Source organism: Amycolatopsis sp. WAC 01375 (genome assembly GCF_003947325.1).
GTDB lineage: Bacteria > Actinomycetota > Actinomycetes > Mycobacteriales > Pseudonocardiaceae > Amycolatopsis.
On sequence record NZ_QHHW01000017.1, the window covers coordinates 106,117 to 130,571 of the forward strand.

23 protein-coding genes and 1 riboswitch are annotated in these 24,455 nt (G+C 67.3%); of the genes, 10 read left to right on the forward strand and 13 right to left on the reverse strand.

Features of this window, described 5'->3' with window-relative positions; translation table 11 throughout:
- Positions 1-50: 50 nt before the first annotated feature.
- Positions 51-1,622, reverse strand: coding sequence for a dolichyl-phosphate-mannose--protein mannosyltransferase (locus tag DL991_RS07865; protein ID WP_125782466.1), 1,572 nt, complete (start codon positions 1,620-1,622; stop codon positions 51-53).
- Between the two features lie 68 nt (positions 1,623-1,690).
- On the opposite strand from DL991_RS07865, the gene rsmI reads away from it, so the two are divergent.
- The gene (rsmI, locus tag DL991_RS07870) at positions 1,691-2,527 is read left to right on the forward strand and encodes a 16S rRNA (cytidine(1402)-2'-O)-methyltransferase (RefSeq protein WP_125782468.1); all 837 of its coding nucleotides are present in this window, start codon (positions 1,691-1,693) and stop codon (positions 2,525-2,527) included.
- Here the strand turns inward: rsmI and DL991_RS07875 are convergent.
- Positions 2,524-3,000 carry a QsdR family transcriptional regulator gene (locus DL991_RS07875; RefSeq protein WP_233598711.1) on the reverse strand — a complete coding sequence of 159 codons (477 nt, stop codon included), beginning with the start codon at positions 2,998-3,000 and terminating at the stop codon, positions 2,524-2,526. The two genes, rsmI and DL991_RS07875, sit on opposite strands and share 4 nt — an antisense overlap.
- A gap of 177 nt (positions 3,001-3,177) precedes the next feature.
- Between DL991_RS07875 and DL991_RS07880 the strand changes: the two genes are divergently transcribed.
- Positions 3,178-4,137: a zinc-binding dehydrogenase gene (locus DL991_RS07880; RefSeq protein ID WP_125782472.1), complete on the forward strand. Its 960-nt coding sequence runs from the start codon at positions 3,178-3,180 to the stop codon at positions 4,135-4,137.
- 1 nt (position 4,138) lies between these two features.
- Here DL991_RS07880 and DL991_RS07885 read toward each other — a convergent pair whose 3' ends face one another.
- From DL991_RS07885 to DL991_RS07905, 5 genes are all read right to left on the reverse strand, one after another.
- Entirely contained in the window at positions 4,139-5,416 is a 1,278-nt protein-coding gene (locus tag DL991_RS07885; RefSeq protein ID WP_125782474.1) for an aminodeoxychorismate synthase component I, read from the reverse strand.
- 110 nt (positions 5,417-5,526) lie between these two features.
- Positions 5,527-6,141, reverse strand: a complete 615-nt coding sequence (locus DL991_RS07890) for a glycoside hydrolase family 25 protein (protein ID WP_125782683.1) — start codon at positions 6,139-6,141, stop codon at positions 5,527-5,529.
- A gap of 92 nt (positions 6,142-6,233) precedes the next feature.
- Positions 6,234-6,998, reverse strand: a complete 765-nt coding sequence (locus DL991_RS07895) for an ABC transporter permease (RefSeq protein WP_125782476.1) — start codon at positions 6,996-6,998, stop codon at positions 6,234-6,236.
- Positions 6,988-7,998, reverse strand: a complete 1,011-nt coding sequence (locus DL991_RS07900) for an ATP-binding cassette domain-containing protein (RefSeq protein WP_125782478.1) — start codon at positions 7,996-7,998, stop codon at positions 6,988-6,990. Before DL991_RS07900 ends, DL991_RS07895 begins: the two co-directional genes overlap by 11 nt.
- An 88-nt stretch (positions 7,999-8,086) precedes the next feature.
- Complete coding sequence (locus DL991_RS07905; RefSeq protein ID WP_125782481.1) at positions 8,087-8,680, reverse strand: PadR family transcriptional regulator; 594 nt, start codon at positions 8,678-8,680, stop codon at positions 8,087-8,089.
- Positions 8,681-8,742: 62 nt separating this feature from the next.
- Here DL991_RS07905 and metG point away from each other — a divergent pair, with 62 nt between their 5' ends.
- The 3 genes from metG (at position 8,743) to DL991_RS07920 (ending at position 13,173) form a co-directional block, all read left to right on the forward strand.
- Positions 8,743-10,536 (forward strand): methionine--tRNA ligase, encoded by a 1,794-nt coding sequence (gene metG, locus DL991_RS07910; protein ID WP_199746447.1) that lies wholly within the window; start codon positions 8,743-8,745, stop codon positions 10,534-10,536.
- Positions 10,537-10,543: 7 nt separating this feature from the next.
- Positions 10,544-11,380, forward strand: a complete 837-nt coding sequence (locus tag DL991_RS07915; RefSeq protein ID WP_125782483.1) for a TatD family hydrolase — start codon at positions 10,544-10,546, stop codon at positions 11,378-11,380.
- Between the two features lie 413 nt (positions 11,381-11,793).
- Positions 11,794-13,173: a resuscitation-promoting factor gene (locus tag DL991_RS07920; protein ID WP_125782687.1), complete on the forward strand. Its 1,380-nt coding sequence runs from the start codon at positions 11,794-11,796 to the stop codon at positions 13,171-13,173.
- A 60-nt stretch (positions 13,174-13,233) separates the two neighbouring features.
- Here DL991_RS07920 and DL991_RS07925 read toward each other — a convergent pair whose 3' ends face one another.
- Both DL991_RS07925 and DL991_RS07930 read right to left on the reverse strand, forming a co-directional pair.
- Positions 13,234-14,256: a DUF222 domain-containing protein gene (locus DL991_RS07925; RefSeq protein ID WP_125782485.1), complete on the reverse strand. Its 1,023-nt coding sequence runs from the start codon at positions 14,254-14,256 to the stop codon at positions 13,234-13,236.
- 145 nt (positions 14,257-14,401) lie between these two features.
- Entirely contained in the window at positions 14,402-14,986 is a 585-nt protein-coding gene (locus DL991_RS07930) for a GNAT family N-acetyltransferase (RefSeq protein WP_125782487.1), read from the reverse strand.
- 40 nt (positions 14,987-15,026) lie between these two features.
- On the opposite strand from DL991_RS07930, the gene rsmA reads away from it, so the two are divergent.
- From rsmA to DL991_RS07955, 5 genes are all read left to right on the forward strand, one after another.
- The gene (gene rsmA / locus DL991_RS07935) at positions 15,027-15,863 is read left to right on the forward strand and encodes a 16S rRNA (adenine(1518)-N(6)/adenine(1519)-N(6))-dimethyltransferase RsmA (protein WP_125782489.1); all 837 of its coding nucleotides are present in this window, start codon (positions 15,027-15,029) and stop codon (positions 15,861-15,863) included.
- Positions 15,864-16,110: 247 nt separating this feature from the next.
- A riboswitch (SAM riboswitch) is annotated at positions 16,111-16,201 on the forward strand.
- Between the two features lie 210 nt (positions 16,202-16,411).
- Entirely contained in the window at positions 16,412-17,422 is a 1,011-nt protein-coding gene (locus DL991_RS07940) for a methionine ABC transporter ATP-binding protein (protein ID WP_125782491.1), read from the forward strand.
- A gap of 122 nt (positions 17,423-17,544) precedes the next feature.
- Complete coding sequence (locus tag DL991_RS07945) at positions 17,545-18,510, forward strand: 4-(cytidine 5'-diphospho)-2-C-methyl-D-erythritol kinase (protein WP_125782493.1); 966 nt, start codon at positions 17,545-17,547, stop codon at positions 18,508-18,510.
- Between the two features lie 67 nt (positions 18,511-18,577).
- The gene (locus DL991_RS07950; protein ID WP_125782495.1) at positions 18,578-20,353 is read left to right on the forward strand and encodes an ABC-F family ATP-binding cassette domain-containing protein; all 1,776 of its coding nucleotides are present in this window, start codon (positions 18,578-18,580) and stop codon (positions 20,351-20,353) included.
- A 51-nt stretch (positions 20,354-20,404) separates the two neighbouring features.
- Positions 20,405-22,096 carry a fatty acyl-AMP ligase gene (locus tag DL991_RS07955; RefSeq protein ID WP_125782497.1) on the forward strand — a complete coding sequence of 564 codons (1,692 nt, stop codon included), beginning with the start codon at positions 20,405-20,407 and terminating at the stop codon, positions 22,094-22,096.
- A 64-nt stretch (positions 22,097-22,160) separates the two neighbouring features.
- Here DL991_RS07955 and DL991_RS07960 read toward each other — a convergent pair whose 3' ends face one another.
- From DL991_RS07960 to DL991_RS07975, 4 genes are all read right to left on the reverse strand, one after another.
- Positions 22,161-22,490, reverse strand: coding sequence for a DivIVA domain-containing protein (locus DL991_RS07960; RefSeq protein WP_125782499.1), 330 nt, complete (start codon positions 22,488-22,490; stop codon positions 22,161-22,163).
- Positions 22,490-22,849 (reverse strand): DivIVA domain-containing protein, encoded by a 360-nt coding sequence (locus DL991_RS07965; RefSeq protein WP_125782501.1) that lies wholly within the window; start codon positions 22,847-22,849, stop codon positions 22,490-22,492. The genes DL991_RS07960 and DL991_RS07965 overlap by 1 nt, the downstream gene beginning before the upstream one ends.
- A gap of 158 nt (positions 22,850-23,007) precedes the next feature.
- Positions 23,008-23,604 carry an aminoacyl-tRNA hydrolase gene (pth, locus tag DL991_RS07970; protein WP_125782503.1) on the reverse strand — a complete coding sequence of 199 codons (597 nt, stop codon included), beginning with the start codon at positions 23,602-23,604 and terminating at the stop codon, positions 23,008-23,010.
- A 10-nt stretch (positions 23,605-23,614) separates the two neighbouring features.
- Positions 23,615-24,226, reverse strand: a complete 612-nt coding sequence (locus tag DL991_RS07975; RefSeq protein ID WP_125782505.1) for a 50S ribosomal protein L25/general stress protein Ctc — start codon at positions 24,224-24,226, stop codon at positions 23,615-23,617.
- Positions 24,227-24,455: the final 229 nt, after the last annotated feature.

The following is a 24,455-nucleotide window of genomic DNA, read 5'->3' on the forward strand; positions in this document are numbered from 1 at the left end:
TGAATCGGGAAAGTCGATCCAGGCCGCCATGTCAGCTGAGGATCAGGTGGTCACTTCCAGGACGGCAGCCACAGTTCGGCGTTCCAGTGCTCGTTGGTGATCGCGTTGCCGTTGAGGATCGGCCACAACCAGGCGAAGTTGGCCACGACGAGCCCCACGTAGAGGGCGACGACGAGCATGCCGGTGCCCCGACGTTCGAAGCCGCGTTTCGCGCCGCCGAGGATGTGCCCGAGGATCAGCGTCAACCCGAGTATCAGGAACGGCGCCAGCGGCGTCGCGTAGAAGTAGTACATCTGGCGGTCGAGGTTGGTGAACCAGGGCAGGAACCCGGCCAGATAGCCGACGAGCACAGCGGCGTAGCGCCAGTCCGCGCGGAAGAACGACCGCCACACGCTCCAGCCGAGCATCGGCAGCGCCAGCCACCACATCGCCGGCGTCCCGATCAGCATCGTCGCCCGCACGCAGGTCGACTCGCCGCATCCGGTCGCGTCGGTGCCGCCCGCGTACGCGTAGAGCATCGGCCGCAGCCCCATCGGCCAGGTCCACGGCTTCGACTCCCATGGATGCGGTTTGTCCTTGGGTGTCACCAGGTTCGCGTGGAAGTCGAGGACGTTCATCGAATAGTCGCCGAGCGACCGCAACGCGGGCGGCATCCACGCCCAGAAACCCGGATCGATGTCCTTGATCGCCACGTAGTTGCGGTCTGTCGCGGTTTCGCTCGCGAACCAGGCCCAGTAACAGGCGAAGTACACCAGGATCGGGATGACGACGATCGCCCACAGCGCGGGCAGCACGTCGCGGCGCAGCGTGCCGATCCAGGGTCGCTGCACGCCGGCGGCCCGGCGCGCGGCCACGTCGAAGAACACGGTGAGCAGCCCGAAGGCGGCGATGTAGTAGAGCGCCGACCATTTGACGCCGAAGGTCAGCCCGATCATCAGGCCGCCGGCGAACCGCCACCACCGGAAACCCAGCTTCGGGCCGAACCGGGATTCGTCGATCCAGCCTTCGCGGACGGCCACGGCGAGCCGCTGCCGCACCTGGTCGCGGTCGCACAGCACGCAGGCGAACGCGGCGAGCACGAACAACGCGATGAAGATGTCGAGCATGCCCATGCGTGACTGCAGGTGCAGGACGCCGTCGCTGATCACCAGGATCCCGGCGACCGCGCCGAGCAGGGTGGAACGGGTGAGCCGCCGGGCGATCCGGATGACGAGGAACACGATCAGCGTGCCCGCCAGCGCGGGCATGATCCGCCAGCCCCAGGCGTTGTAGCCGAACAGCCACTCGCCGATCGCGATGAGATGTTTCGCCAGCGGCGGGTGCACGATCAGTTCGTAGCCGTAGTTGTCTTCGTAACCGCCGTTGCGCAGCATCTGCCACGCCTGCGGGACGTAGTGCTTCTCGTCGAAGACCGGCGTGCCCTTGTCCGTGGGCGTTCCCAGATTCTGGATCCGGACGATGCCGCCGATGAGCGTCAGCACCAGCGTGACGACCCAGCCCCGCAGGCGATCGGTCGGCATGCCGCGGCCGAGGAGTGAGGCCTCCCGATCGCTCGGTGGCCGGAGCGCGTCGACCGGATCCGGCCGCACGCTCTCGTTGTCACGGGTCAGCAGTGCGGTCACGGGGCATGATCCTACGGGCGGAAGAGTGAACTCGGTGTCCGGATCTGCGAACCGGTTAACCTTCGGGAATGACCGAAGGACGCCTCGTGCTGGCAGCCACCCCGCTCGGAGACGTCCGTGACGCTTCGCCGCGCCTGTCCGAAGCTCTCGCGACGGCCGACGTGATCGCCGCGGAGGACACCCGGCGCCTGCGCTCCCTCACCGCCGCCCTCGACGTTTCGCCGGTCGGCCGCGTGGTCAGCTTCTATGAGGACGTCGAGACCGCTCGCCTGCCGAAACTGCTCGAATCGCTCAAGTCGGGCGAGACGGTGGTCTTGGTGACCGACGCCGGCATGCCGAGCGTCTCGGATCCCGGATTCCGGCTGGTGGCGGCCTGTGTCGAAGCGGACGTGCCGGTGACCTGCCTTCCCGGTCCGTCCGCGGTGACCACGGCGCTCGCGCTGTCCGGCCTGCCGTGTGACCGTTTCTGTTTCGAAGGTTTCGCCCCGCGCAAACCCGGTGAACGCGCGAAATGGCTCGGTTCGCTGAAGGACGAGCCCCGCACGGCGGTGTTCTTCGAGTCTCCGCACCGCCTGGCGAGCACGCTCGCCGACGCCGCCGAGGTCCTGGGTCCCGACCGTCGAGCCGCCGTGTGCCGCGAACTGACCAAAACCTATGAAGAGGTCAAACGCGGCAATCTGCCGGAGTTGGCCGCCTGGGCCGCCGACGGAGTGAAGGGCGAGATCACCGTCGTTCTCTCGGGTGCGCCGCCCCGTTCGGTCAGCGTCGAGGACCTGGTTCCCGAAGTCTCGTCGCGGGTCGCTGCCGGTGAACGCCTCAAGTCCGCCGCCGCCGAAGTCGCCGAAGCGACAGGTGTGTCGAAGAAGGAGCTTTACGACGCCGTGCTCGCCTCCCGTAAGAGCTAGGACAGCAAGGCCGTCACGGCCGCATACGCCTTCGCGGCATCGGGCTCCGCGCCGGTGATGACGTCGGTGTAGATGAACGACTCGCCGATCCGCACCAGCAGGTACGCGAGGTCCTCGACCGGCAAGGGCGGGGTGAGTCGTCCGGCCTCGACCTCTTCGTCCAGGAACTCGCGCATTTTCGCGATCGCGCGACTCTGCACCACGCTGGCCTTCGTCGTCAGGATCCGCAGCGCTCGCTCGGGCTCGTTGCGCAGGAACTCCCGGAACGGTTTCGAGCCGTTCACGGTCCGGACGAACGTGCCGACGAGCTCCGCGATCCCTTCCGCGCCGCGTCCGAGTTTGCCCGAGGCCCGAGCTTCGAAGACCTCCACGGTCATCGACCAGAGGATCTCGCCGAGCAGCTGATCCCGGCCGCCGACCCACCGGTGCAGGGTGGCGCGGCTGATCCTCAGCTCGCCAGCGAGGTCGCCCATGTCCACGCGGCGCCCTTCCAGGAACCGGGCGCGCGCGATCGTGAACGCGCGCAGAGCGTCTGGGCGCGGCGAAGTCAACTGGCGTTCTAGTGCGGTTTCGATGAGTGAAACATATCACGCCATGTCTCAGGTATGAGACATATGCAAGAATGTCTCATCTCGATGAGGAGGATGCGGATGCGCGCAGTACAGGTGACCGAATTCGGCGGGCCCGAGGTGCTCAACCTCGTCGATCTGCCCGATCCCGTCCCCGGCCCGGGCCAGCTGGTGGTGGAGGTCGACCGGATCGGCGTCAACTACGCCGACACGCACCAGGCCGAGAACTCCTACCTCGCGCCGAGCAAGCTTCCGCTCGTGCCCGGTGGCGAGGTCGTCGGCCGGACCGCCGACGGCAAGCGTGTCGTCGCGCTGCTCAACGGAGGCGGCGGCTACGCCGAGCGCGCGGTGGCCGACGGGGTCACCAGCTTCGAGGTGCCCGACGGCGTCGATGACCTGACCGCGCTGTCCTTCATCGTCCAGGGCACCACTGCCTCACTCCTGCTGCGCAAGTCCGCCCACCTCGAACCCGGCGAATCCGTCGTCGTGCACGCGGCCGCCGGCGGGGTCGGCTCCATCGCCGTGCAGCTCGCGAAAGCCTGGGGAGCGGGCCGGGTCATCGCGACCGCCAGCAGCGACGAGAAGCGCGCCCTCGCTCTCGAGCTCGGCGCCGACGTCGCCATCGACTCGCGCGCCGAAAGCATGACTGACGTGCTCCGCGAGGCGAACGGTGGCAAGCGTGTCGACATCGTGCTCGACATGACCGGCGGCACCGTCACGGACCAGAGCATCGCCGCCCTCGCGCCGTTCGGCCGCCTCGCGTTCTACGGCATGGCCAGCCGCGAGCAGCCGAAGCCGATCGAGGCACGCAATCTCCTCGGGCACAGCACCACCGTGTCCGGCATGTGGCTGCCGCACGCCTTCAAACTCCCCGGAAACGTTTTCGGCCGCGCGCTCGACGAGCTTTTCGAACTGGCGCTCGCGGGCAGGGTCCGTGCCATCGCCGGCGGCGAGTACGCGCTGTCCGACGCACGCGCCGCCCACGAGGCCCTGCGGTCGCGCGGCACGATGGGCAAGCTCCTGCTGGACCCCGCCAAGTAGCTCAGCCGAGCAGACGCTCCAGCGGAGCGGACTTGTGCAGGCATTCCTGCCATTCCGCTTCGCTGTCGGAGTCGGCGGTGATCCCGCCGCCGACTCCCAGTTCGATCGTGCCTTCGTGGATTTCGAAGGTTCTGATCGCGACGTTCAGTTCCAACCCGGCGATCGGCGACGCGAGTCCGATCGCGCCCGTGTAGACGCCGCGCGCGGCCGGTTCCAGCTCGGCTATCAGATCCAGCGCCCGGATCTTCGGCGCGCCCGTCACCGAACCCGGCGGGAAGGTGGCCGCGAGCAAGGCCGCGTCGTCGATCCCCTCGGCGAGCGATCCCTCCACAGTGGACTCGAGATGCCAGACGCCCGGCGCGGGCCGGACCGCGAGCAGTTCGGGGACACGCACCGTGCCGGTGGCGCAAACCCGGCCGAGGTCGTTGCGGACGAGATCGGTGATCATCACGTTCTCGGCGACGTCCTTGGTGGATTCCCGCAGGCGCTGCGCGAGGTGTTCGTCTGAGGCGTCCCGCCGCGGCAGCGTCCCTTTGATCGGCGTCGACCGGACACGTTGCCCTTGCCTGGCAAGGAAAAGTTCAGGAGAGAACGAGACGACCGAGCCCCAGTCGGCGGCGAGGAACGCCGCCCGGCGGGCTCCGAGGCGACGGGCGCCTTCGGCGAACAAAGCGATCGGATCGCCGGTGAACTCCCCGCTGAAGCGTGCGCAGATGTTCGCCTGGAACAGCTCGCCGGCTTCGATCGCGTGCACACACGCCTTGACGGCGTCGAAGTGCTCCGACGGAAGCGGACGCGATAACGGGCCGGAACTCCAAGCCGGCGCTTCGGGAACCTCGGCGAGCGAAGATTCCACCGCGGCCACTTCGTCGACCGGATCCGGGGCGCCGTCGGGAATCAGGGCTTCGAACCACCACGAACCGTCCGTGTCCAGCCGCAGCACCCTGTCGACCCAACCCCAGGCCGCCGGAGGAAGCGCGCCGGAGCGGCCCGACGGATCGATCAGGTCATAACCCAGGTAGCCGAACCAGCCGCCTCCGACGGCGCCGGGCACCGCGTCACGAACGAAAGGCATCCGAGCGGGGATCGCGAAGGCTTCGGCCGCATTCCGGACGGGAATCAGGGAAGCGCTCAGCGCGATGACCGCGCGCGACGAGAACCAGTCTCCGCAAAGCGCGGCAGGTGGCGCGAGTCCGAGGTTCCTGGCGCGTACGCCGAGAACCGCCAGTGCCCGTTCGGGCCCGACGTCCGTCCGCAGCCTCCGGCACATCAACCGCACGCGCCATTGTCACCGTTCGAGTGGCCGGAAACGCAACCCGCCTCCGCCGGAAAGTGAGATCCGCGACCCATGCGGTGACAACACGCATACCCGTCGTCACGGAGCGGGCACTACAGCAGCACGTCCGTGAGTTTGAAGGGATAGACCACGGCGTCCTGCGCGATCGGTCCGTCCACACCGGGCAGCCCGGTGCCGAAACCGTGCTGGTGCAATCCCAGCCGCGAGTGGAACCAGCCCGGCCTTCCCGGGATCTCGTTGTGCCTGACCAGCCACAACACCACTTCGCTGTCCGCCCACTTGTCCGGCCGCAAGCGGTTCGTCCAGCAGTCGAGCCCGGCGTACACGAGAACGCGTTCGACGCGCGCGGCGTGCCTGACGTGTTTGATCCATGCCTTGATGAACCGGTCGTCGACGCTCGGCGCCTCCACTTCGAGCGCCGGCGCGAGCGAACCGGGTGCGAAGGCGCCGAGCGCGCTCGCCGTCCGCACGAAATGGTCGGCCTGGTCGTGGACGGCGCCGGGGCGTGCGTAGTGCCGTGCGCCGGTGTGGATACCGGCGTGCTGCGCGCCCGCCAGATTGCGTTCCGCCGCGACGTCCCGCCAGTTGGTGTTCTCGGTGACGGTGACCGACGCGAACCGGATGTCGGCACCGCGCACCGCCGCCCAGTCCGTCACCGTCTCGCGGTGGGACAGGGTGACGCCGTGCTCACCTTCCGGATCGATCAAACTCACCTGCCTCGAATTTCGCCCCAGTACGACCGAAAGGTCACCTTACGTCGGCGGACCGGCCGTGAGGCGACCTTTCGGTACAGCGTGTCTCAGGCGTTTTCGCGTTGGAACGTCCTCGCGCCCCACCAGATGGCCAGAACGGCCATGACCAGCACCACGACACTCCCGGTGAACAACGCGTCCATCGAGAAGTCGCCGCGGAAACTGTTCCGCTCGACATCCACCACATGCCGGAACGGATTGATCCGGGAAATCGTGTACAGCCACTCCGGCGCCGAGCCCGCGGTGATCGGGATCAGGATTCCCGAAAGCAGCAGCAACGGCATGAGGACCGCGTTGAGCAAAGCCGGGAAGGTGTCTTCGCTCTTGAGAGTCAGCGCCAGCGCGTATGAGCACGACGCCAATGTGACCGACAGAAGGAAGACGATCACCAGGCTGAGCAAGACGCCGCTGAACGGCGCGTTCAGGTCGAAGACCAGATACGCCAGCGCGATGATGAGCAACGCTTGGACGACGGTCTGCAGCGCGTTGGCGAGCACCTTGCCGAGCAGCAACGCCACCCGGCTCACCGGCGTGACCCGCATCCGCTCGACCACGCCCGAACGGAACTCCGCGAGAAGCCCGAACCCGACGAACGAACTGCCGAACAGCGCGAGCTGCGCGATGATCGCCGGAGTGAAGATCATCCAGCCGTCCACATCGGACAGGCCTTGCGCGTTGAGCGCCTTCACCAGGAGCGGACCGAAGAAGAACAAATAGAGGAGCGGCTGCATGATGCCGATGACGAGCCACGTCGGGTTACGCAACGCCGCGAGCATGTCGCGGCGGAAGATCAACCAGGTGTCATGCAACATGCGTGGCCTCCTTTTCGGCGGCGTCGTCGACCTGCGCGCCCTCTTCGGCGTCGCGCAGGCTCCGTCCTGTGAGAGTCAGGAAGACGTCGTCGAGCGTCGGCCGGTGCACCTGCATGGACGTCATCGCGATGCCGCGCGCGTCCAGCGCCCGCAGCAATTCGGGCATCGCGGTGTCCCCGCGCGGCACCCGGAACCGCACGGTGCCTTCGGTGACGGTCATCTCGTGCGCCCCTTCGAGGCGGCCCGCGATCTCCGCGGTCTCCGCCGCCGATTCCGGTGAGACCCCGATCACGACACTGTCGCCGGAAACCCTCGCTTTCAACGAGTCCGGTGTTCCCTCGGCGACGATCTTCCCGTCGTCGATGACGATCAGCCGGTCCGAGAGCGCGTCGGCCTCGTCCAGATAGTGCGTCGTCAAGAAGACCGTGACTCCCTGCTCGTCGCGCAGCCTGCGGATGTGGTCCCACAGGTTCGCCCGGCTCTGCGGGTCGAGCCCCGTCGACGGTTCGTCGAGGAAGACGAGACCGGGCGAGTGGATGAGCCCGAGCGCGATGTCGAGCCGACGGCGCTGCCCGCCCGACAGGGTCGCGGTCGTGCGCTGGTCGAGCCCCGCCAAGTCCAGCTGCTCGGCGAGGACGGCTCCGCGTGCGAGCGCGTCCGCCTTGCTCATCCGGTACAGCCTGCCCTGGAACTCGATCTCCTCGACGACCTTGCTCGCCGGCGCGGTGCCGCCGCCTTGGGCGACGTAGCCGATTCGCCGGCGCACCCCCAGCGGGTCGGTGAGCAGGTCACAGCCGCCGACCGTCGCTTCGCCCGCGGTGGGCTTGAGGAGCGTCGTCAGCATGCGCAGGGTCGTGGTCTTCCCGGCGCCGTTCGGTCCGAGGAAGCCGACCAGTTCTCCGGCCGACACGTCGAGATCGACGCCTTTGACGGCGTGGACCTCGCCCCCATTGCGGCCCTTGCGGCGGAAACGCCGCTCAAGGCCGCGTGCCTTGATCATGTCTGCCCCTTTCCGATGCCCAACTAGTCAAGTTTGACTAGTTGCCGGACGCACTGTGCCTTAGGTGTCGTTCCGTAGTCAAACTTGATTACTTGGGCGGTGCGCCGAACACCGGTTCGTCGTCGCCCTCGCCCGCCATCACGTACTCACCGGCTTCGAGGCGGCCGATCAGATCTCGCATCCACGTCACGTTCGCTTCCGCGTGCGCGCTCCACAGGCGGTACAGCTCGCTCACGTGAGGCGGTTTCCCCAGGTCGACGGCGTGTTCGCGGGCGTAATGAGTCGACTGGGCGTGTGCTTCCATATTCGCCAGTTGCTGTTTCAGCAGGGCCAGGACCTGCGCGCGGGGCAAAGTCGGCATGAACGTGACCGCCGCCGACAGCGAGTACCCGGTCGCGTCGTCGCTCGACAACGCCCTGCCGAGCTGCACGAGGAACTCGGTCTCGCCGTCTTCGGTCAGCCTGTACGCGGTCCGATCGGGCCCGCCGCCCGCCTCGACGTCCTCGACCTGTTCCAGGAGGCCTTCGGCGGTCATCTTCTTCAACGCGTGATAGATCGAACCCGGCTGGACATTGCCCCATTTGTCGGCCGCCCACGAGAGAAGTTCGCGCCGGACCTGGTAGCCGTGTGCCTTCCCGTACATGCGCACGACACCCAGCACCAGCAGACGCGTGGCGGACACCGAGGCCTCCGATCCTCTCCCGGACAACAATGCCTTAGACGACGTCCGTAGGCTAAACAAGCATGAGCACCCCAGTGTTGACTGCGGTGGCCTGGCCCTACGCCAACGGCCCCCGCCACATCGGCCACGTGTCCGGATTCGGCGTCCCGTCCGACGTCTTCTCCCGCTACCAGCGAATGGCCGGCAACCGGGTGCTCATGGTGTCCGGTACCGACGAGCACGGCACCCCGATCACCGTCCAGGCCGACAAAGAAGGCATGACCTCCCAGCAGACGGCCGACAAGTACACCCGTCAAATCGGCCAGGACCTGCAGGGACTCGGTCTCACCTACGATCTGTTCACCCGCACCACCACGGGTAACCACGCCGACGTCACGCAGCAGATCTTCCTCGCACTGCACCGAAACGGCTACGTCGTCCCCAAGACGACCCGGGGCGCGATCAGCCCGTCGACCGGCCGGACCCTGCCCGACCGGTACATCGAGGGCACGTGCCCGATCTGCGGTTATGACGGCGCGCGCGGCGACCAGTGCGACAACTGCGGCAACCAGCTCGACGCCGCGGAGCTGATCAACCCGAAGTCGCGGATCAACGGTGAAACACCGAAATTCGTCGAGACCGAGCACTACTTCCTCGACCTGACGGCGTTCGTCGAAACCTTGGGCAAGTGGCTGTCCAGCAAGACCGACTGGCGCCCGAACGTCCTCAACTTCACGAAGAACCTGATCGACGACATGCGGCCGCGGCCGATCACCCGTGATCTCGACTGGGGAGTGAAGATCCCGCTGGACGGCTGGCGCGACCAGCCGCTCAAGCGCTTCTACGTCTGGTTCGACGCGGTCATCGGCTACTTCTCGGCGAGCGTCGAGTGGGCGCGCCGGTCCGGTAACCCGGACGCCTGGCAGGAGTGGTGGAACAACCCGGACGCCCGCTCCTACTACTTCATGGGCAAGGACAACATCACCTTCCACGCCCAGATCTGGCCCGCGCTGCTCTTCGGCCACAACGGCGAGGGCGATCGCGGCGGCGTGGCGGGCAAGTACGGCAAGCTGCACCTGCCCGACGAGATCGTTTCCAGCGAGTTCCTCACCATGAGCGGCTCGAAGTTCTCGACCTCGCGCGGCACGGTCATCTACGTCCACGACTTCCTGCGCGAGTTCGGCCCGGACACGCTCCGGTACTTCATCTCGGTCGCGGGCCCCGAGACCCAGGACACCGACTTCACCTGGGACGAATTCGTCCGCCGGACCAACTTCGAGCTGGCCAACGAGTGGGGCAACCTCGTCAACCGGTCGATCGCCATGGCTCACAAGAACGTCGGAGCCATTCCGCGTCCCGACGCCCCCACGGCCGCCGACGAGGAGCTCAAGGAGCTCTCCCGCAAGGCGTTCGACACCGCAGGTGCCCACCTCCAGCGGTCCCGGTTCAAAGCCGCGGCGAGCGAGGCCATGCGCGTCGTCACCGCCGCGAACCGGTACCTCTCGGACCAGGAACCCTGGAAGCTCAAGGACGACCCCGCGCGCCGCGACAGTGTCCTGCACACCGCGCTGCAGGTCGTCTCGGACGCCAACACGTTGCTGACCCCGTTCCTGCCCCACTCTGCGCAGAAGGTGCACGAGGCTCTCGGCGGCACCGGTGTCTGGGCGGCCCAGCCGGAACTGCAGGATGTCGAGGACCTCGACATCCCCGGCCGGATCAACCCCATCATCACCGGGGACTACAAGACCGAGCAGGCGCGCTGGAAGTCCGTGCCGATCGAGGTCGGCAAGCCGCTGGAGAAGCCGACTCCCTTGTTCGCCAAGCTGGACCCGGAACTCGGCGAGACCGGTCCCGAATGGGCGCCGATCTCGAAATGATCAGCTGATGGGTGCGGAGAAGAAGGAGCTGCCGCCGATCCCGGACAGATTGCCGGTTTCGGTGGTGGACGCGCATACCCACCTCGACGCGTGCGGCGCGGTCACCGCGGCCGATGTGACGGCCATGGTCGACCGCGCCGAACGCGCCGGTGTTTCCCGGGTGATCACCGTCGCGGACGATCTCGCGTCCGCTCGCTGGGCTGCGCAAGCGTCCACTTGGGACACTCGGGTCTGGGCCGCCGTCGCGATCCATCCCACGCGTACCAAGGAATTCGGCGAGGCCGAGAAATCCGAAGTGGAGAGTCTCGCGAAAGAGTCCAGAGTGGTCGCGGTCGGCGAGACCGGCCTCGACTACTACTGGGACTACTCGCCTCACGACGCGCAACAGGACGCCTTCCGGTGGCACATCGATCTCGCCAAGCGGATCGGCAAGCCGCTGATGATCCATGATCGAGACGCTCACGACGACGTCCTCCGGATCCTCGAGGAAGAGGGGGCGCCCGACCGCGTCGTCTTCCACTGTTTCTCGGGGGACGAGCACATCGCGCGCCGGTGCGTCGACGCGGGATATGTCCTCTCGTTCGCGGGAACGGTCAGTTTCCGCAACGCCCGCGGGCTCCACGAGGCGGCACGGATCGTGCCGGCTGATCAGTACCTCGTCGAAACGGACGCGCCGTTCCTGACGCCGCATCCGTTCCGTGGGCGACCGAACGAGCCCTACTGCGCCGCCTACACGGTTCGGCACCTCGCCTCACTCAGAGGCGAGGCGGTGCACGAGGTGGCCGAATCGGTGCGAGTGACCGCTGAGCGGGTCTTCGGTTTGCCGACAGTCACCATCGGTTGAACGGATTGCGACATTAGTGATCAACAATGGTCCACTCTGATGAGTGACCAACGTCACGACACTCCGGGCGGTGTTTGCGCAACCCGGCGAGGTTCGTTACTGTCCCGTGATCGTGCCGGTCGGTACCCGCTCATGCGGTTTCCGGCTGTTACGCCCACAGTCACGTCAGTGCACGTCGGGGAAGCGGGACCAGGAGAGGTACGGCCTGGAACCGTGACGATGGCGCTGGCTGCGGGTGTCGGACTTCTAGAGGTGTGCCGAAGTGCGCATCGAGACGAAGGACGTAGTGGAGTGGTTGTAGAGCTCCTCGACGTCTTGGGAAAGGGAACGACCCAGTGACTGGTAGCAGTAGGCAGGATGGCTCGCGCCTCGGCGCAGAGACGAACACCTTCGCTTCCTCCGGTTCGGTTGCCGTGCTCGACCGCGACACTCAGTACGGTCAGCTGGACTACTCCGACGATCCGCGCATCACGCATCAGGACGTCCTGGCCGCACTCGGCCCCGACGCAGACACCCTGATGGCAGAGATCGACGTCGACGTCGACGAGCTGATCCGTCTGATCAGCGCCGAGACCACCATGCTTCCGCCGATCGTCATTCCGGACGAGCTGGCCGAAGACCGCACCGCGGGCGCGCCGATGAAGGCCGCGACCAAGGACGAGGTCATTTCGAGCGCGACCCGCGTCTGGAAGAAGCGGTTCCTCAAGGGAACCGTCATGGCGGTGCTGCTCACCCTCGGCGGTGGCGGCGCGGCCGCGATGGCGATGAACAAGAGCGTCACGCTCGACATCGACGGCAAGCAGCAGACCGTCCACAGCTTCGGCGACACGGTCGGCGAGGTCCTCGAAGACGCCGGTCTTTCGGTCGGCGCGCACGACTCGCTCTCGCCCTCGCCGCAGGCCGAGGTAGGCGACGGCGGCGTCATCAAGCTGGAGCGCGGCCGCAAGCTCAACCTGATCGTCGACGGCGCGCCGCAGCAGGAGTCCTGGGTCCGTGCGACCAACCTCGGCGACGCGCTGAACCAGCTCGGTCGCGCAGACCTCGCCAAGGCCGGCACCTGGACGTCGCTCCCGCAGAACGGTGAGCTGCCGCTCGAGGGCGCCACCGTCGAGGTCAAGACCCTCAAGAACGTCACGGTCTACGACGGCGCGAACGACCCGCGGAAGGTGCAGACCAACTCGGTCACCACCAAGGAATTCCTCGGTGAGCTCCGGATGACCCTCGGCCCGGACGACGAGGCCGTCGGCGGCCTCGACGTCAAGCTGATCGACGGCGCCGAGGTCCACATCAGCCGGACCGGCGTCACCATGGTCAAGCAAAACGAGGAAATCGCTCCGCCCGAGCAGAAGGTCGACGACCCGGAGCTCGAAAAGGGCAAGACCAAGGTCGAAGACCCGGGCACCCCGGGCCAGAAGACCGTGACCTACAAGGTCACCAACCGCAACGGCAAAGAGGTCGGTCGCGAGAAGGTCTCGGAAGAGGTCATCACCGAGGCCAAGCCCAAGATCGTCAAGGTCGGTACGAAGAAGCCCGCCGATCCGGTCATCGGGGACGCCGGCGCCTGGGATCGCATCGCGCAGTGTGAGTCGACCGGCAACTGGTCCGCCAACACCGGCAACGGCTACTACGGTGGCCTGCAGTTCAACAAGAGCACCTGGGATGCCTACGGTGGCGACCAGTACGCCGCGTACCCGCACCAGGCCAGCAAGGCCCAGCAGATCGCTGTCGCCGAGAAGGTCCGCGAGGACCGCGGTGGCTACGGCGCTTGGCCGCACTGTGGCAAGAAGGCCTGACCGCCAAATAGTTCTCCTTCCTGAAGGCCATCGTGTGGGTTCCGTCCCGCAAGGTGGCCTTCAGGCCGTTAAGGGCTCCTGCGGTGGTGTAGTGCCTCCGGATCTCGGTCTCGACAGTCGTGCCCACCAGCGAGGCGGCCGTATGTGGGCCACATTCCGGGATCGCTGAGCCGCACTGCCCTCTCGGACGCCTCCGTCACCACGGTGTGGGCTTTGGTAGCCCTGGGACCGTGCCTGGGGCGGTCTGGGGCGGCTTACCGGGGTCTCGGCCGGCTCCGCGGGCGGAGGCTGCTCGGTGACCCGCTCCGACGCCTGCCGGGGCAACGGGATGTCCGGGCTGCTTTCCGCGAGATCGACGATCTCCGAGAGTGCGTCACCGCGTCTCTCCGCCGGCGTACGGTCGTCGGCTTCTCTGTTCGGAGCCGGATACGCCCGCGGCACCAGAAGCGCGTTCAGGCGGGCGCCTGTTTCGGGGTCGAGGTTGCCACGCAGGTCCCAACGACCGGTGCGCTTCTGACGCAACCAGAACTCGCTTCGCTGAAGTTTCGGACTGGGATCCTCTTTGGGGTTCCCGTCCGGGTCGAGATGCGCGAGCAACTCCGTCCCCGCCACCGTGACGTCGCGTGGTCTGGCGACGCAGGCGAGCTCGACCAGGCCCTTCTCGGCCTCGTGCCGCGTGCTCGCGGTGAGGTGGTCGGGCAGCCGCTTCATGACGGTGACGATCCGGTCGATGCCGGCCTCGGCCAGCGCTCCGGTGGAGGCCGCGGTACCGGTCAAAGGCGCGACGGGGTCGATCGACGTGCCGTCGCGCACCCGTCTCGAATTGAGCGCGACCGCTCGAGCGGTCACCTTCTGGGCCTCCGCTCGAGGAACCCGAGCCACATGCTCGTAAAAGACGGCGATCGAGTTGTATCCGTAGAGCTCACGGACACCACGGGACTCGATCTCGGCCAGGATCTGGCCGACTTCGGCGATCAGACGTCGCCCTTCGCGTAGCCGTGTCTGCAACTCGTCGAGAAGCAGTTCGGCGTCACCTTCCGGCAGGTTGAGCGGGAAGGCCTTGGGAATGTTTGTGCTGGTCATCCCTCGATTGTCGAGGCAGATTCGAACTAATGCACGGTATCGATCGGGTGGATGATCATTACCCTCCGGGGGCGCCGACCTGCGCGTATCACCCTGGAGTGGGATGGGTGTCAGTTCGAAACGCCACAAGGATGATGGGAGCGGATCACGTCGGACCCCTGCCTGAGGGGGTGAGCTGTTCCCACTCCTCGCGGAGCACCCCGTAGACGACGGCGTCGTGCACGCCGCCGGACCAGCGTCGAGCGCGCCGGAACCGGCCTTCTTCGACGAAACCCAGCCGTCGTCCGACGGCGATCATTCCCGGGTTCCCCGAGAACGTCGCGAAGTCCAGGCGCAGCGTGTCGGTGCGGGAGAACAGGTAAGTCGTCCACAGGCGCAAGGCTTCGGTGCCGAATCCGCCGCCCCAGTACCGCTCGTCGTAGATGACCAGCCCCATCCGCCGCCAGTCGGTCTGCCTGCTTTCCCAGTACCAGCTGACCCTGCCGATCAACCTGCCATCGCTCAGGTCGCACACGGCGAGGCTGGCGCGGGGATCGGGCCGTTCGGCGTTGGTGGTCGTGAGTTCGCTCGCCGTGGATGCGACAGCAGCTGCGGTCGGGGTGCCGAAGTAGGGCCCGTTGGTCGTGTGCCAAGGCCGCGCGGGATCGAGCAGGTCTTCGAGCGATCGGAGATCGGATGGCCGCCAGTCGCGCAGCCGGACTTTCTCACCTTCGAGTACGACGTCGTCCACCGGCCAATCGTGGCTTGCCGAGGCTGACTACGATTGTCGGGTGACTGAACTGCTCGGCCCTGCGGAGATCAGGGCGCTTGCGGCCGAGCTGGACGTACGTCCGACCAAGAAGCTCGGCCAGAACTTCGTGCACGATCCCAACACCGTGCGCCGCATCGTCGATCTTTCCGGGATCGGCGAAGGTGACGTCGTGCTGGAAGTCGGGCCGGGTCTCGGCTCGTTGACCCTCGGACTGCTCGCGACCGGTGCCGAGGTCGTCGCGGTCGAGATCGATCCCGTGCTGGCGAAGCGGCTGCCGGACACGGTGGCCGAACGAGGCGGGGCCGAAAGGCTGAAGGTCGTCGGTGCGGACGCTTTGCGGATCACGGCGGGCGACCTGCCAACGCAGCCGACCGCGCTCGTCGCGAATCTGCCGTACAACGTCGCGGTTCCCGTCGTGCTTCACCTGCTCGCCGAGCTGCCGTCGCTCACCAGCGGCCTCGTGATGGTCCAGACCGAGGTCGCGGATCGGATGGCGGCAGGCCCGGGGAGCCGGACTTACGGCGTGCCCAGCGTCAAGCTCGCTTGGTACGGGAAGACGCGCAAGGTCGCCGCGGTGCCCCGCGCGGTGTTCTGGCCGGTTCCGAATGTGGACTCCGCACTGGTCGCTTTCGAGCGGGGCGAAGTGGTGTCGTCCGTTGACCGGGAGCGGCTGTTCGCGGTGGTGGACGCCGCCTTCTCTCAACGGCGGAAGACTTTGCGTGCCGCGTTGGCGTCATGGGCCGGTTCCGCCGAACGCGCGGGGGAGCTGCTCGAAAAGGCGGGGATCGACCCCAAGACCCGCGGTGAGCAGCTGGATGTGCACGAGTTCGCTCGGATCGCCGCGGCGGCCGTCTGACCGACCGTGGAAGATGTGACCGGCACCGCGCCGACGCGAGTTGGTCAAGGTCAGCACGAGTGCGTAAGCCCTCTTCTGGATCTGCCCGAGTCCGGCACGTCTTAGCAGGCAGCGTCCCTGCCGAGGTCCAAGAGCACCTGTCGCTGTCTCAAAGTATGGGCAGCGAATCCTGTATGATGGACGCGACCAGACGTGTGATCTGCGCCTACGCGCTTGCTTTCATCCAGTGGGATCGGTTTTACTCAGTGAACCATCCCGAGCGACTGAGAGACCTGGCTCGCCGAAGTCGCAGCAACCACCCTCCACAGGGCAGGTGCTACAGCCAGGACCGATGGAGGCTGTGCCTAATGAACAGGGTCACCCACCCGCTCCTGCTGACCAGGCGACGCGTTGTCGATGAAGGTCGCCGCACGGTAAGTGCGTGTCGACGCTCCACCGTTACTGCCTGAGTTCTTTCCCTTATCTCTGAATCCGTCCGTTCCGGACGGTTACTCGGTGACGGTCGGCGCGCTCGAAAGATGCAGCGCCCCATGTGCATGGAGCCCTTCGTGATCACTGTCGAAAACCTGTCCAAATCCTTTCCCCTCAACGGAAATCCGGTCGTTGCCCTGCGCGATGTGAGCGTGGACATCCAAGCGGGCTCGCTATTCGGAGTCGTGGGTCCGGCCGGCTCCGGCAAGTCGACCCTCGCTCGTTGCATCGGCCTGCAGGAGCGCCCCGACCGCGGCGTCGTCCGGCTCGACGGCCTCAACACCGGAACCCTCGACGGACGGCGTCTTCGCGAGATCCGCCGCCAGGTCGGTGTCGTGAGCACCAAACCGGAATTGCTCGCCGAGCGCACCATCGCCGGCAACATCGCTTCGCCGCTCGAACAGCTCGGCCTCGACGGTCCGCAGCGCCGCAACCGGGTCGGCAACCTGCTCGACCTGGTCGGGCTCACCCCCCGGGCGGGGCAGCGGCCGGGCGACCTGACCGAGGGGCAGCTGCGCCGGGTGGCCATCGCCAAGGCTCTCGCCGCCGGGCCGTCCGTGCTCTTGGCCGACGACCCGACCGCGGGCGTGCAGCCCGAGGAGTCCGGCGCGGTCCTGACCGTGCTCGACCGGGCGCGTGCCGAGCTCGGAGTCACCGTGCTGCTCACCACTCCCGACGCCGGCGTGGTTCGCCGTGTCTGCGACGACGTCGCGGTCCTGGAGGCCGGGGCGATCATCGAACGGGGAACCGTGCTCGACCTGGTCTCCGACCCGAACAGCCGGACCGCGCAGGCGCTGCTTCCCGCGATCGAGACCGGGCGGGCACAGGCCTCGAAGTACGACCGCGCGGTGGACGTCGTGCTCGTCGGCTTCGCTTCGGTTGGTGCGCTGCTCCCGGAAGCCGCCGGTCGCTTCGACGTCGAACTCGCCACGATCGGCGGCGGTCTGACCCGGATCGGTGACACGCCGGTCGGCCGGTTCCGCCTCGGTGTGCGCGGTGAGCGCGCGGACGCCGCGCTCGCCTGGATCGCCGAACGCGGCGGCCACGTGACCCACCCGGTCCGCGGACCGCAGGGCGTCGCCGCCTGATTACTCCGCGAACGGGCCGTCCAGGACGAAAGCTGTCCGGGCGGCCCGTTTCGTGTCTGACTCGTCCCGTTCTCTTTTCTCCTGGTGACAGCACAAGTGGAGCGGCCACGTAGTCTTGACTGGTGCTCGCCGTCGTACCGCCTCCAGTGACCGTCAGGGTCCCCGCCAAGGTCAACCTGCACCTGTCGGTCGGTGACGTACGCCCGGATGGCTACCACGAGCTGGTGACCGTGTTCCAGGCGCTTTCCCTGACCGACGAGGTGACCGTCGCGGTCACAGAAGACCCCGGTGTCGAGGTTTACGGCGAAGGCGAAGGTGCCGTGCCGACAGGGGCCAACAACCTCGCCTGGAAGGCGGCGCAGGCACTGGCGGCCCACGTCGGCAAGGCGGACGGCGAGTCCAAGATCCGAGTGGTGCTGCGTAAAGGCATCCCGGTAGCGGGCGGGATGGCCGGTGGCAGCGCCGACGCGGCCGCGACCCTGGTGGGCCTCGCGTCGCTTTGGAAGCTCGACATTTCCCGAGACGAGCTGGCCGGTATCGCCGCGAAGCTCGGCAGCGATGTTCCTTTCGCGCTCTACGGCGGAACCGCGTTGGGTACCGGCCGGGGCGAGCAGCTGGTGCCGGTCTTGTCGAGGCACACGTTCCACTGGGTTCTGGCGTTCGACCAGCGTGGACTTTCGACTCCGCGGGTGTTCGGCGAGCTGGACAGGTTGCGTGAAGAAGGCAGCCCGCCTCGGATCGGTTCGCACACTCCGGTGGTCGAGGCGCTGGCGTCCGGTGATCCGCGGCAGCTGGCGTTGCTTCTCGGCAATGACCTGCAAGCGGCCGCTGTCTCGTTGCGTCCGGGACTGCGGCGCACGTTGCGGGCCGGGGTCAACGCCGGTGCGCTTGCCGGCACCGTGTCCGGATCCGGGCCGACCTGTGCCTTTCTGTGCGCGGACGCGCAGTCGGCCGTCGAGGTCGCCGCGGAGTTGTCCGGTGCGGGGGTCTGTCGCACGGTTCGTGTCGCGCACGGGCCGGTCCCCGGAGCCCGGCTGGTCGGCGGGGATGACGCGCCGCGACCGTCGCCGCCTCGGGTGCACGCATGAGGGTGTCCGAAATGGACACCGACTAATTCGTTGTGTTGCAAGCTTTTTGGAAAGGATCGGCTGAGGCATGGCCAACTTGGTCAACCTGGAGTCGGTGAGCAAGTCCTTCGGGGTGCGCCCGCTGCTCGACAGTGTTTCGCTCGGTGTGGCGGAGGGGCAGCGTATCGGCGTCGTCGGTCTCAACGGGGGCGGGAAGACGACGCTGCTGGAGGTCCTCGCGGGGATCGCCGAGCCGGATACGGGACGTGTCAGTCAAGTCCGGGGCTTGCGGATGGCCGTGGTCACCCAGCGGACCGAACTTCCCGACGGCAGCACGGTCGGAGATGTCGTTCTGGAGCGCTACGGCGCTGAGCACGAGTGGGCCGCTGACGCGCGAGTCAGGTCCATTATGGATGGTCTGGGAATCACCGCTCTCGGAATCGAGAAGGCGACGGCGAACCTGTCCGGTGGCGAACGGCGCCGCGTCGCGTTGGCGGCGGCCCTCACCGGTGAACTGGACCTCGTCGTGCTCGACGAGCCCACCAACCATCTCGACGTCGAAGGTGTGCGCTGGCTCGCGGATCACCTGCTCAACCGCAGGATCGCGGTCGTGGTCGTTACCCACGACCGGTGGTTCCTCGACACGGTCGCGAGTGTGACCTGGGAGGTCGCCAACGGTCGCGTCGAGCAGTACGAAGGCGGATACGCGGACTGGATCTTCGCGCGGGCCGAGCGGGCGAGGCTGGCGGCGACGGCCGAGGAAAAGCGGCAGAACCTGGCGCGTAAGGAGCTCGCATGGCTGCGTCGCGGCCCGCAGGCCAGGACGTCGAAGCCGCGTTACCGCGTCGAGGCGGCGGAAGCCTTGATCTCCGATGTGCCGGAGCCGCGGGATTCGGTCGAACTTCAGACTTTCGCCCGGCGTCGGCTGGGGAAGACCGTGCTGGAGATCGAGGACGCCACGTTGACCGTCGGCGGCGACCGCACCTTGCTCGATCACGTCACGTGGCGGATCGGGCCCGGCGACCGGATCGGCCTGGTCGGCGTCAACGGGTCCGGCAAGACCACACTGCTCAAGCTGCTCGGCGGCGACACCGAGCCTGAGACCGGACGGCGCATCCAGGGCAAGACGGTCAGCCTCGCGCACCTGCGGCAGGAGCTCGACGATCTGCCGGGTGATCTGCGCGTGCTGCAGGCGATCGAAGAGGTGTCGGGGCGGGTCGTGTTCGGCAAGCAGGAACTCACCGCTTCGCAGCTGGCCGAAAAGCTGGGGTTCCCCGCGTCGAGGCAGTGGACTCCGGTCGAAGACCTTTCCGGTGGTGAACGGCGACGCCTCCAGCTGTGCCGGCTGCTGATGGCCGAGCCCAACGTGCTGCTGCTCGACGAACCGACGAACGATCTCGATATCGACACTCTGCAGCAGCTGGAAGACCTGCTCGATTCGTGGCCGGGCAGCCTCGTCGTCGTTTCGCACGACCGGTACCTGGTTGAACGCGTCTGCGACACGATCGTCGCCCTGTTCGGGGACGGGCAGGTGACGCATCTGCCTGGCGGGATCGAGGAGTACCTGGACCGGCGCGCCAAGAGTCTCGAGAAGGCCGGTGCCGACCGGAAGCAGGGCAACGGGCAGGTTTCCGGTCCCAAGAAGAGCGCCGCGGAACAGCGGGCGGCGCAGAAGGAACTGTCCCGCCTCGAGCGCAAGCTCGACCAGCTGCACGCGAAGGAAGAAAAGCTGCATGCGGCACTCCTCGGGGCGGCCACCGACCCGACGAAGCTCATCGAGCTGAACACCGAACTGAAAGCCGTCGAAACGGAGAAAGAGGAGGTCGAAGCCCAGTGGCTGGAGACCTCCGAAGACGCGGAGTGAGTTCACTCGACGGCGCGCGCGTCTTTCGGCGCGGACAGTAGTGTGACGCGCATGAGTCGGTTCGTGGACACGCTCGTCGCCACCGCGGCGGGGCGAGGTCAGCAGCGGGGAATGGTCACCGGGGAGCCCAAGGAGCCGGTTCGGCGTACGTGGGCCGAGATTCACGAGCAAGCCAAGCGGGTCGCCGGCGGTCTGGTGACTGCCGGGCTCGAGCCCGGCAAAGCGGTGGCGGTCCTGGCGGCGGCACCGTCGTTGATCGCGCCGACGGTTCAGGCGGTATGGCTCGCCGGTGGCAGCGTGACGATGCTTCACCAGCCCACGCAGCGCACCGACCTCGCCGAATGGGCCGAGGACACGGTTCGTGTGCTGCGGATGATCGGCTCCGGCCTGGTGCTGCTCGGTGAGCCGTTCGACCAGCTGGCGCCGGTGCTCACCGAGCACGGCATCGCCTTCCAGGTCATCACCGAGCTGCTCGAGGCCGAACCGCTGGCGGAGCCCGTGCCGACGGCCGAATCGGACACTGCGCTGTTGCAGCTGACCAGTGGGTCGACGGCCGACCCGAAGGCCGTTCGGATCACCTACGGAAACCTGTACTCGAACGTCAAGGCGATGGTCGAACGCGCCGAGTTCGATTTCGACGTCGATGTGATGGTCTCGTGGCTGCCCACGTTCCACGACATGGGGATGGTCGGCTTCCTGACGGTCCCGATGACGTTCGGCGTCGAGCTCGTCAAGATCACGCCGCTCGAGTTCCTTTCGGGACCGTTGATCTGGCCGCAGCTGATCAGCAAGTACAGCGGCACGACCACGGCCGCGCCGAACTTCGCCTACGCGATCGTGGGCAGGCGCATGGCCCGTGTCGAGGACGACAACGCTTACGACCTTTCGAAGCTGCGGATCGCGCTGAACGGCGCCGAGCCGATCGACGAGACGGCCGTCCAGACATTCGTCGAGGCAGGGTCCCGGTTCAAGATGCCCGCCGAATGCGTTTTCCCGGCGTACGGCATGGCGGAGGCGACCCTCGCGGTTTCGTTCGCGCCGTTGTTCACCGGTTTGACACTGGACGTCATCGAGGCCGACGCGCTTGAGGCGGACAACCGCGCGGTGCCGGTCCCCGAAGGCGACCCGCGGCGCGGGACCGATGAGGTCCGGTCCTTCGCGGTGCTCGGGCCGCCGCTCGACGGGCTCGAAGCCGAGATCGTCGACGCCAAGGGCACCGTGCTCGGCGAGCGTGAGGTCGGGGAGATCCGGCTGCGCGGCGAGGCCGTGACGCCGGGCTACCTGACGATGGAAGGCCCGCTCGCGACACAGGACGAGAACGGCTGGCTGCTCACCGGCGACCTCGGTTACCTGGTCGACGGCATGATCGTGATCTGCGGCCGTCGCAAGGACGTCATCATCATGGGCGGCCGGAACCTGTACCCGACCGACATCGAACGGGCGGCGACCTCGGTCGAGGGGGTCCGGGCGGGGAACGCCGTGGCCGTGCGGATCGACGCCGGCAGCCGTCGGGAACGGTTCGCCGTCGTTGTCGAATCGAAACTCGCAGGGGACCCGGAGACAGAGAAGGCGCTGGCGAAGGAGGTCGCGGCAAAGGTGCGCGGCGCCGTCGACATGCGGCCCTTCGCGGTCGTGGTGCTTCCGGCGGGAAGCCTGCCCAAGACGCCCTCGGGCAAGGTGAAGCGGGCCGCGACCGCCACCCAGTTCGCGGACAAGATCGCCAAGAACGCGGCGGCCAGCTGACCCGAAAGGGCCGGGCCCGCGAATATCCCGGGCGGCCCGGCCCTCTCGCAGCACCTCCCGTTGGTCAGCGGCGTCGCCAGGGTGGCTTACGGGTGTGGGTGTGTTCCAAGGCGGGCGCGATGTAGTAACCGGCCGACTGGGAGAGTCCGGCCAGCGTTCCCTCGACGTCCCGGAGGAACGCGTCGACGGCCGTCGGGTCGTAGCCTCGTTTCGAAAGCGGTGCTTTGGCGAACGCCACGTTGTGGACGTCCGAAACCGACAAGTCGTCGTCGCCGTCGAGAGTCGCCGCGACCCGTTCGAGGAACGCGTCGACCGCCGGTTCGTGATAACCCCGGGCGCCGATCGGCGCCCGGTCGAACTGCCGGGTTCTGGCCTCGAACGCGCTTACGGGCACTAGCGCTCCCGCAGGAATTCGACGGGACCGCGGTCCGGAACGGCGCGTTCGGCGGTCGCCTCGTCCTCTCCACGCGCGCCAGGCACGCCGGGTACGTGCTGGCCGGTCCGGTGGGCGAGCTGCTCTTCGACCTTGTCGAGGAAATCGTCGACTTCGCGTTCGTCGTAGCCGCGCTTGCCGATCAACGGGCGCGAGAACATGACGTGGTGGACCTCGGCGGCCGTCAGGTCGTCCCGGTCCGAGATCGTGTCGGCGATCCGCTCCAGGAACGCGTCGACCTCGTGTTTGGCGTATCCGCGCCGCCCGATCGGGGCGTTCGGGAAAGTGGCGCCGGTGATGTCTTCGGCCGTAAACGACATGAAACTCTCTCCGGTTCGGTGGGGAATGCGATCTCCGCATTCCGTCCTAACGGGTTTGAGAGTTCCCCGGAAGAGCTCGCGCTATTCCACGACTCGATCAGGGGCGTGGTGAAACGCCTTCGAGTGACGAGTTGTAACACACCGCCATGTGAGCGGTTTCACCCAGCGTGGAAGGTGTTCTGGGCCGCGGCGAGACCGGTGCTGATAAGCGCTTCAACGGCGTCGGCGCAACGGTCGATCTCGAAAGCGAGCTCTTTGCGTTCGACCGTCGAGAAGTCTTTCAGCACGAAATCCGCCGGATCCTGCCGTCCCGGAGGGCGGCCGACGCCGAAACGGACACGGTAGTAGTCCTTCGTGCCGAGCGATTTGGTGATCGAGCGGAGACCGTTGTGACCGTTGTCGCCGCCGCCCAGTTTCATCTTGAGCGCGCCGAAGTCGACGTCCAGCTCGTCGTGAACGACCACGACATCGGCCGGGGGGATCTTGTAGAAACGGGCCGCGCCCACGACAGGGCCGCCTGAGAGGTTCATGTACGTGCGAGGCTTGGCCAGGACCACTCGCTGCCCGGCGAGCCTGCCTTCGAGGACTTCGGCGCCGCTCTTGTGGGCCTTGAACTTGCCGCCGACGCGGTGGGCGAGCTCGTCGAGCACCATGAAGCCGACGTTGTGCCTGTTGCCCGCGTATTGGGGGCCGGGATTGCCAAGGCCGGCGAGCAGGATCTGCTCGCCGGCCCCGGGAAGTACTGCTTCGGTCACACCAGTGACTTTATTCGGCGTCCTCGGCGGGGGTCTCGGCCGCCTCGCCGGCGCCCTCGTCGCCCTCGAGCGCGGACTCGGACGGCGACTCGTTCACGGCGACGACCAGCGCATCGGGGTCGGTGACCAGCGAGGCGCCCTTCGGCAGGACGACGTCCGAGGCGTTGATCTGGGTGCCGGCGACGACGCCCTCGACCGAGACCTCGACCTGCTCGGGGATGTGCAGCGCCTCGACCTCGATCTGGATGGCGTCGAGGTCGGTGGTGACCAGGGTGCCAGGGCCGGGGGTGCCGGTGACGACGACGGGGATGTCGACGGTGACCTTCTCGCCGCGGATGACGACCAGCAGGTCGACGTGCTCGATGTAGTTCTTCAGCGGGTGGACGACGATGGTCTTCGTCAGCGCCAGCTCGCTCTTGCCCTCGAGGTCGAGGGTGATGACGGCGTTGCTGCCGTTCTCACGCACGACGCGGGCGAACTCGATGGCGGGCAGGGCGTAGTGGCGCGGTTCCGAGCCGTGCCCGTACAGCACCGCGGGGATCTTGCCGGCGCGACGCGTGCGGCGCGCGGCACCCTTGCCGAATTCGGTGCGGGGCTCGACGGACAGGCGTACCTCGGACACGGTGTAGCACTCCTTCAATTCACCAACATGTTCAGCGAAATCATGCTGAGGTGGGGATGGTTCGGGGCGGTTCTGGTGTTCGGCGGCGAATTCCACAGGCGTGCTCGACCGCGTGTGGCCACTCAAGCCGCCGCGTCGATCACGTCGGGCACCAGGTGCTCACGGAACCCGCCTCGCCGAGACCGGGAAAGTGTAGACCAACCGGTCGTGCGGGGGTCCCGCCGGGTGG

Excerpts from the sequence above, each read along its gene's own strand:
- DL991_RS07895 (WP_125782476.1), bottom strand. The coding sequence starts at position 6,998 with ATGTTGCATGACACCTGGTTGATCTTCCGCCGCGACATGCTCGCGGCG.
- DL991_RS07915 (WP_125782483.1), top strand. The coding sequence starts at position 10,544 with ATGGGTGCGGAGAAGAAGGAGCTGCCGCCGATCCCGGACAGATTGCCG.
- DL991_RS07950 (WP_125782495.1), top strand. The coding sequence starts at position 18,578 with ATGGCCAACTTGGTCAACCTGGAGTCGGTGAGCAAGTCCTTCGGGGTG.
- metG (WP_199746447.1), top strand. The coding sequence starts at position 8,743 with ATGAGCACCCCAGTGTTGACTGCGGTGGCCTGGCCCTACGCCAACGGC.
- DL991_RS07965 (WP_125782501.1), bottom strand. The coding sequence starts at position 22,849 with ATGTCGTTTACGGCCGAAGACATCACCGGCGCCACTTTCCCGAACGCC.
- DL991_RS07925 (WP_125782485.1), bottom strand. The coding sequence starts at position 14,256 with ATGACCAGCACAAACATTCCCAAGGCCTTCCCGCTCAACCTGCCGGAA.
- DL991_RS07880 (WP_125782472.1), top strand. The coding sequence starts at position 3,178 with ATGCGCGCAGTACAGGTGACCGAATTCGGCGGGCCCGAGGTGCTCAAC.
- DL991_RS07875 (WP_233598711.1), bottom strand. The coding sequence starts at position 3,000 with ATGGGCGACCTCGCTGGCGAGCTGAGGATCAGCCGCGCCACCCTGCAC.
- DL991_RS07955 (WP_125782497.1), top strand. The coding sequence starts at position 20,405 with ATGAGTCGGTTCGTGGACACGCTCGTCGCCACCGCGGCGGGGCGAGGT.
- DL991_RS07900 (WP_125782478.1), bottom strand. The coding sequence starts at position 7,998 with ATGATCAAGGCACGCGGCCTTGAGCGGCGTTTCCGCCGCAAGGGCCGC.
- rsmI (WP_125782468.1), top strand. The coding sequence starts at position 1,691 with ATGACCGAAGGACGCCTCGTGCTGGCAGCCACCCCGCTCGGAGACGTC.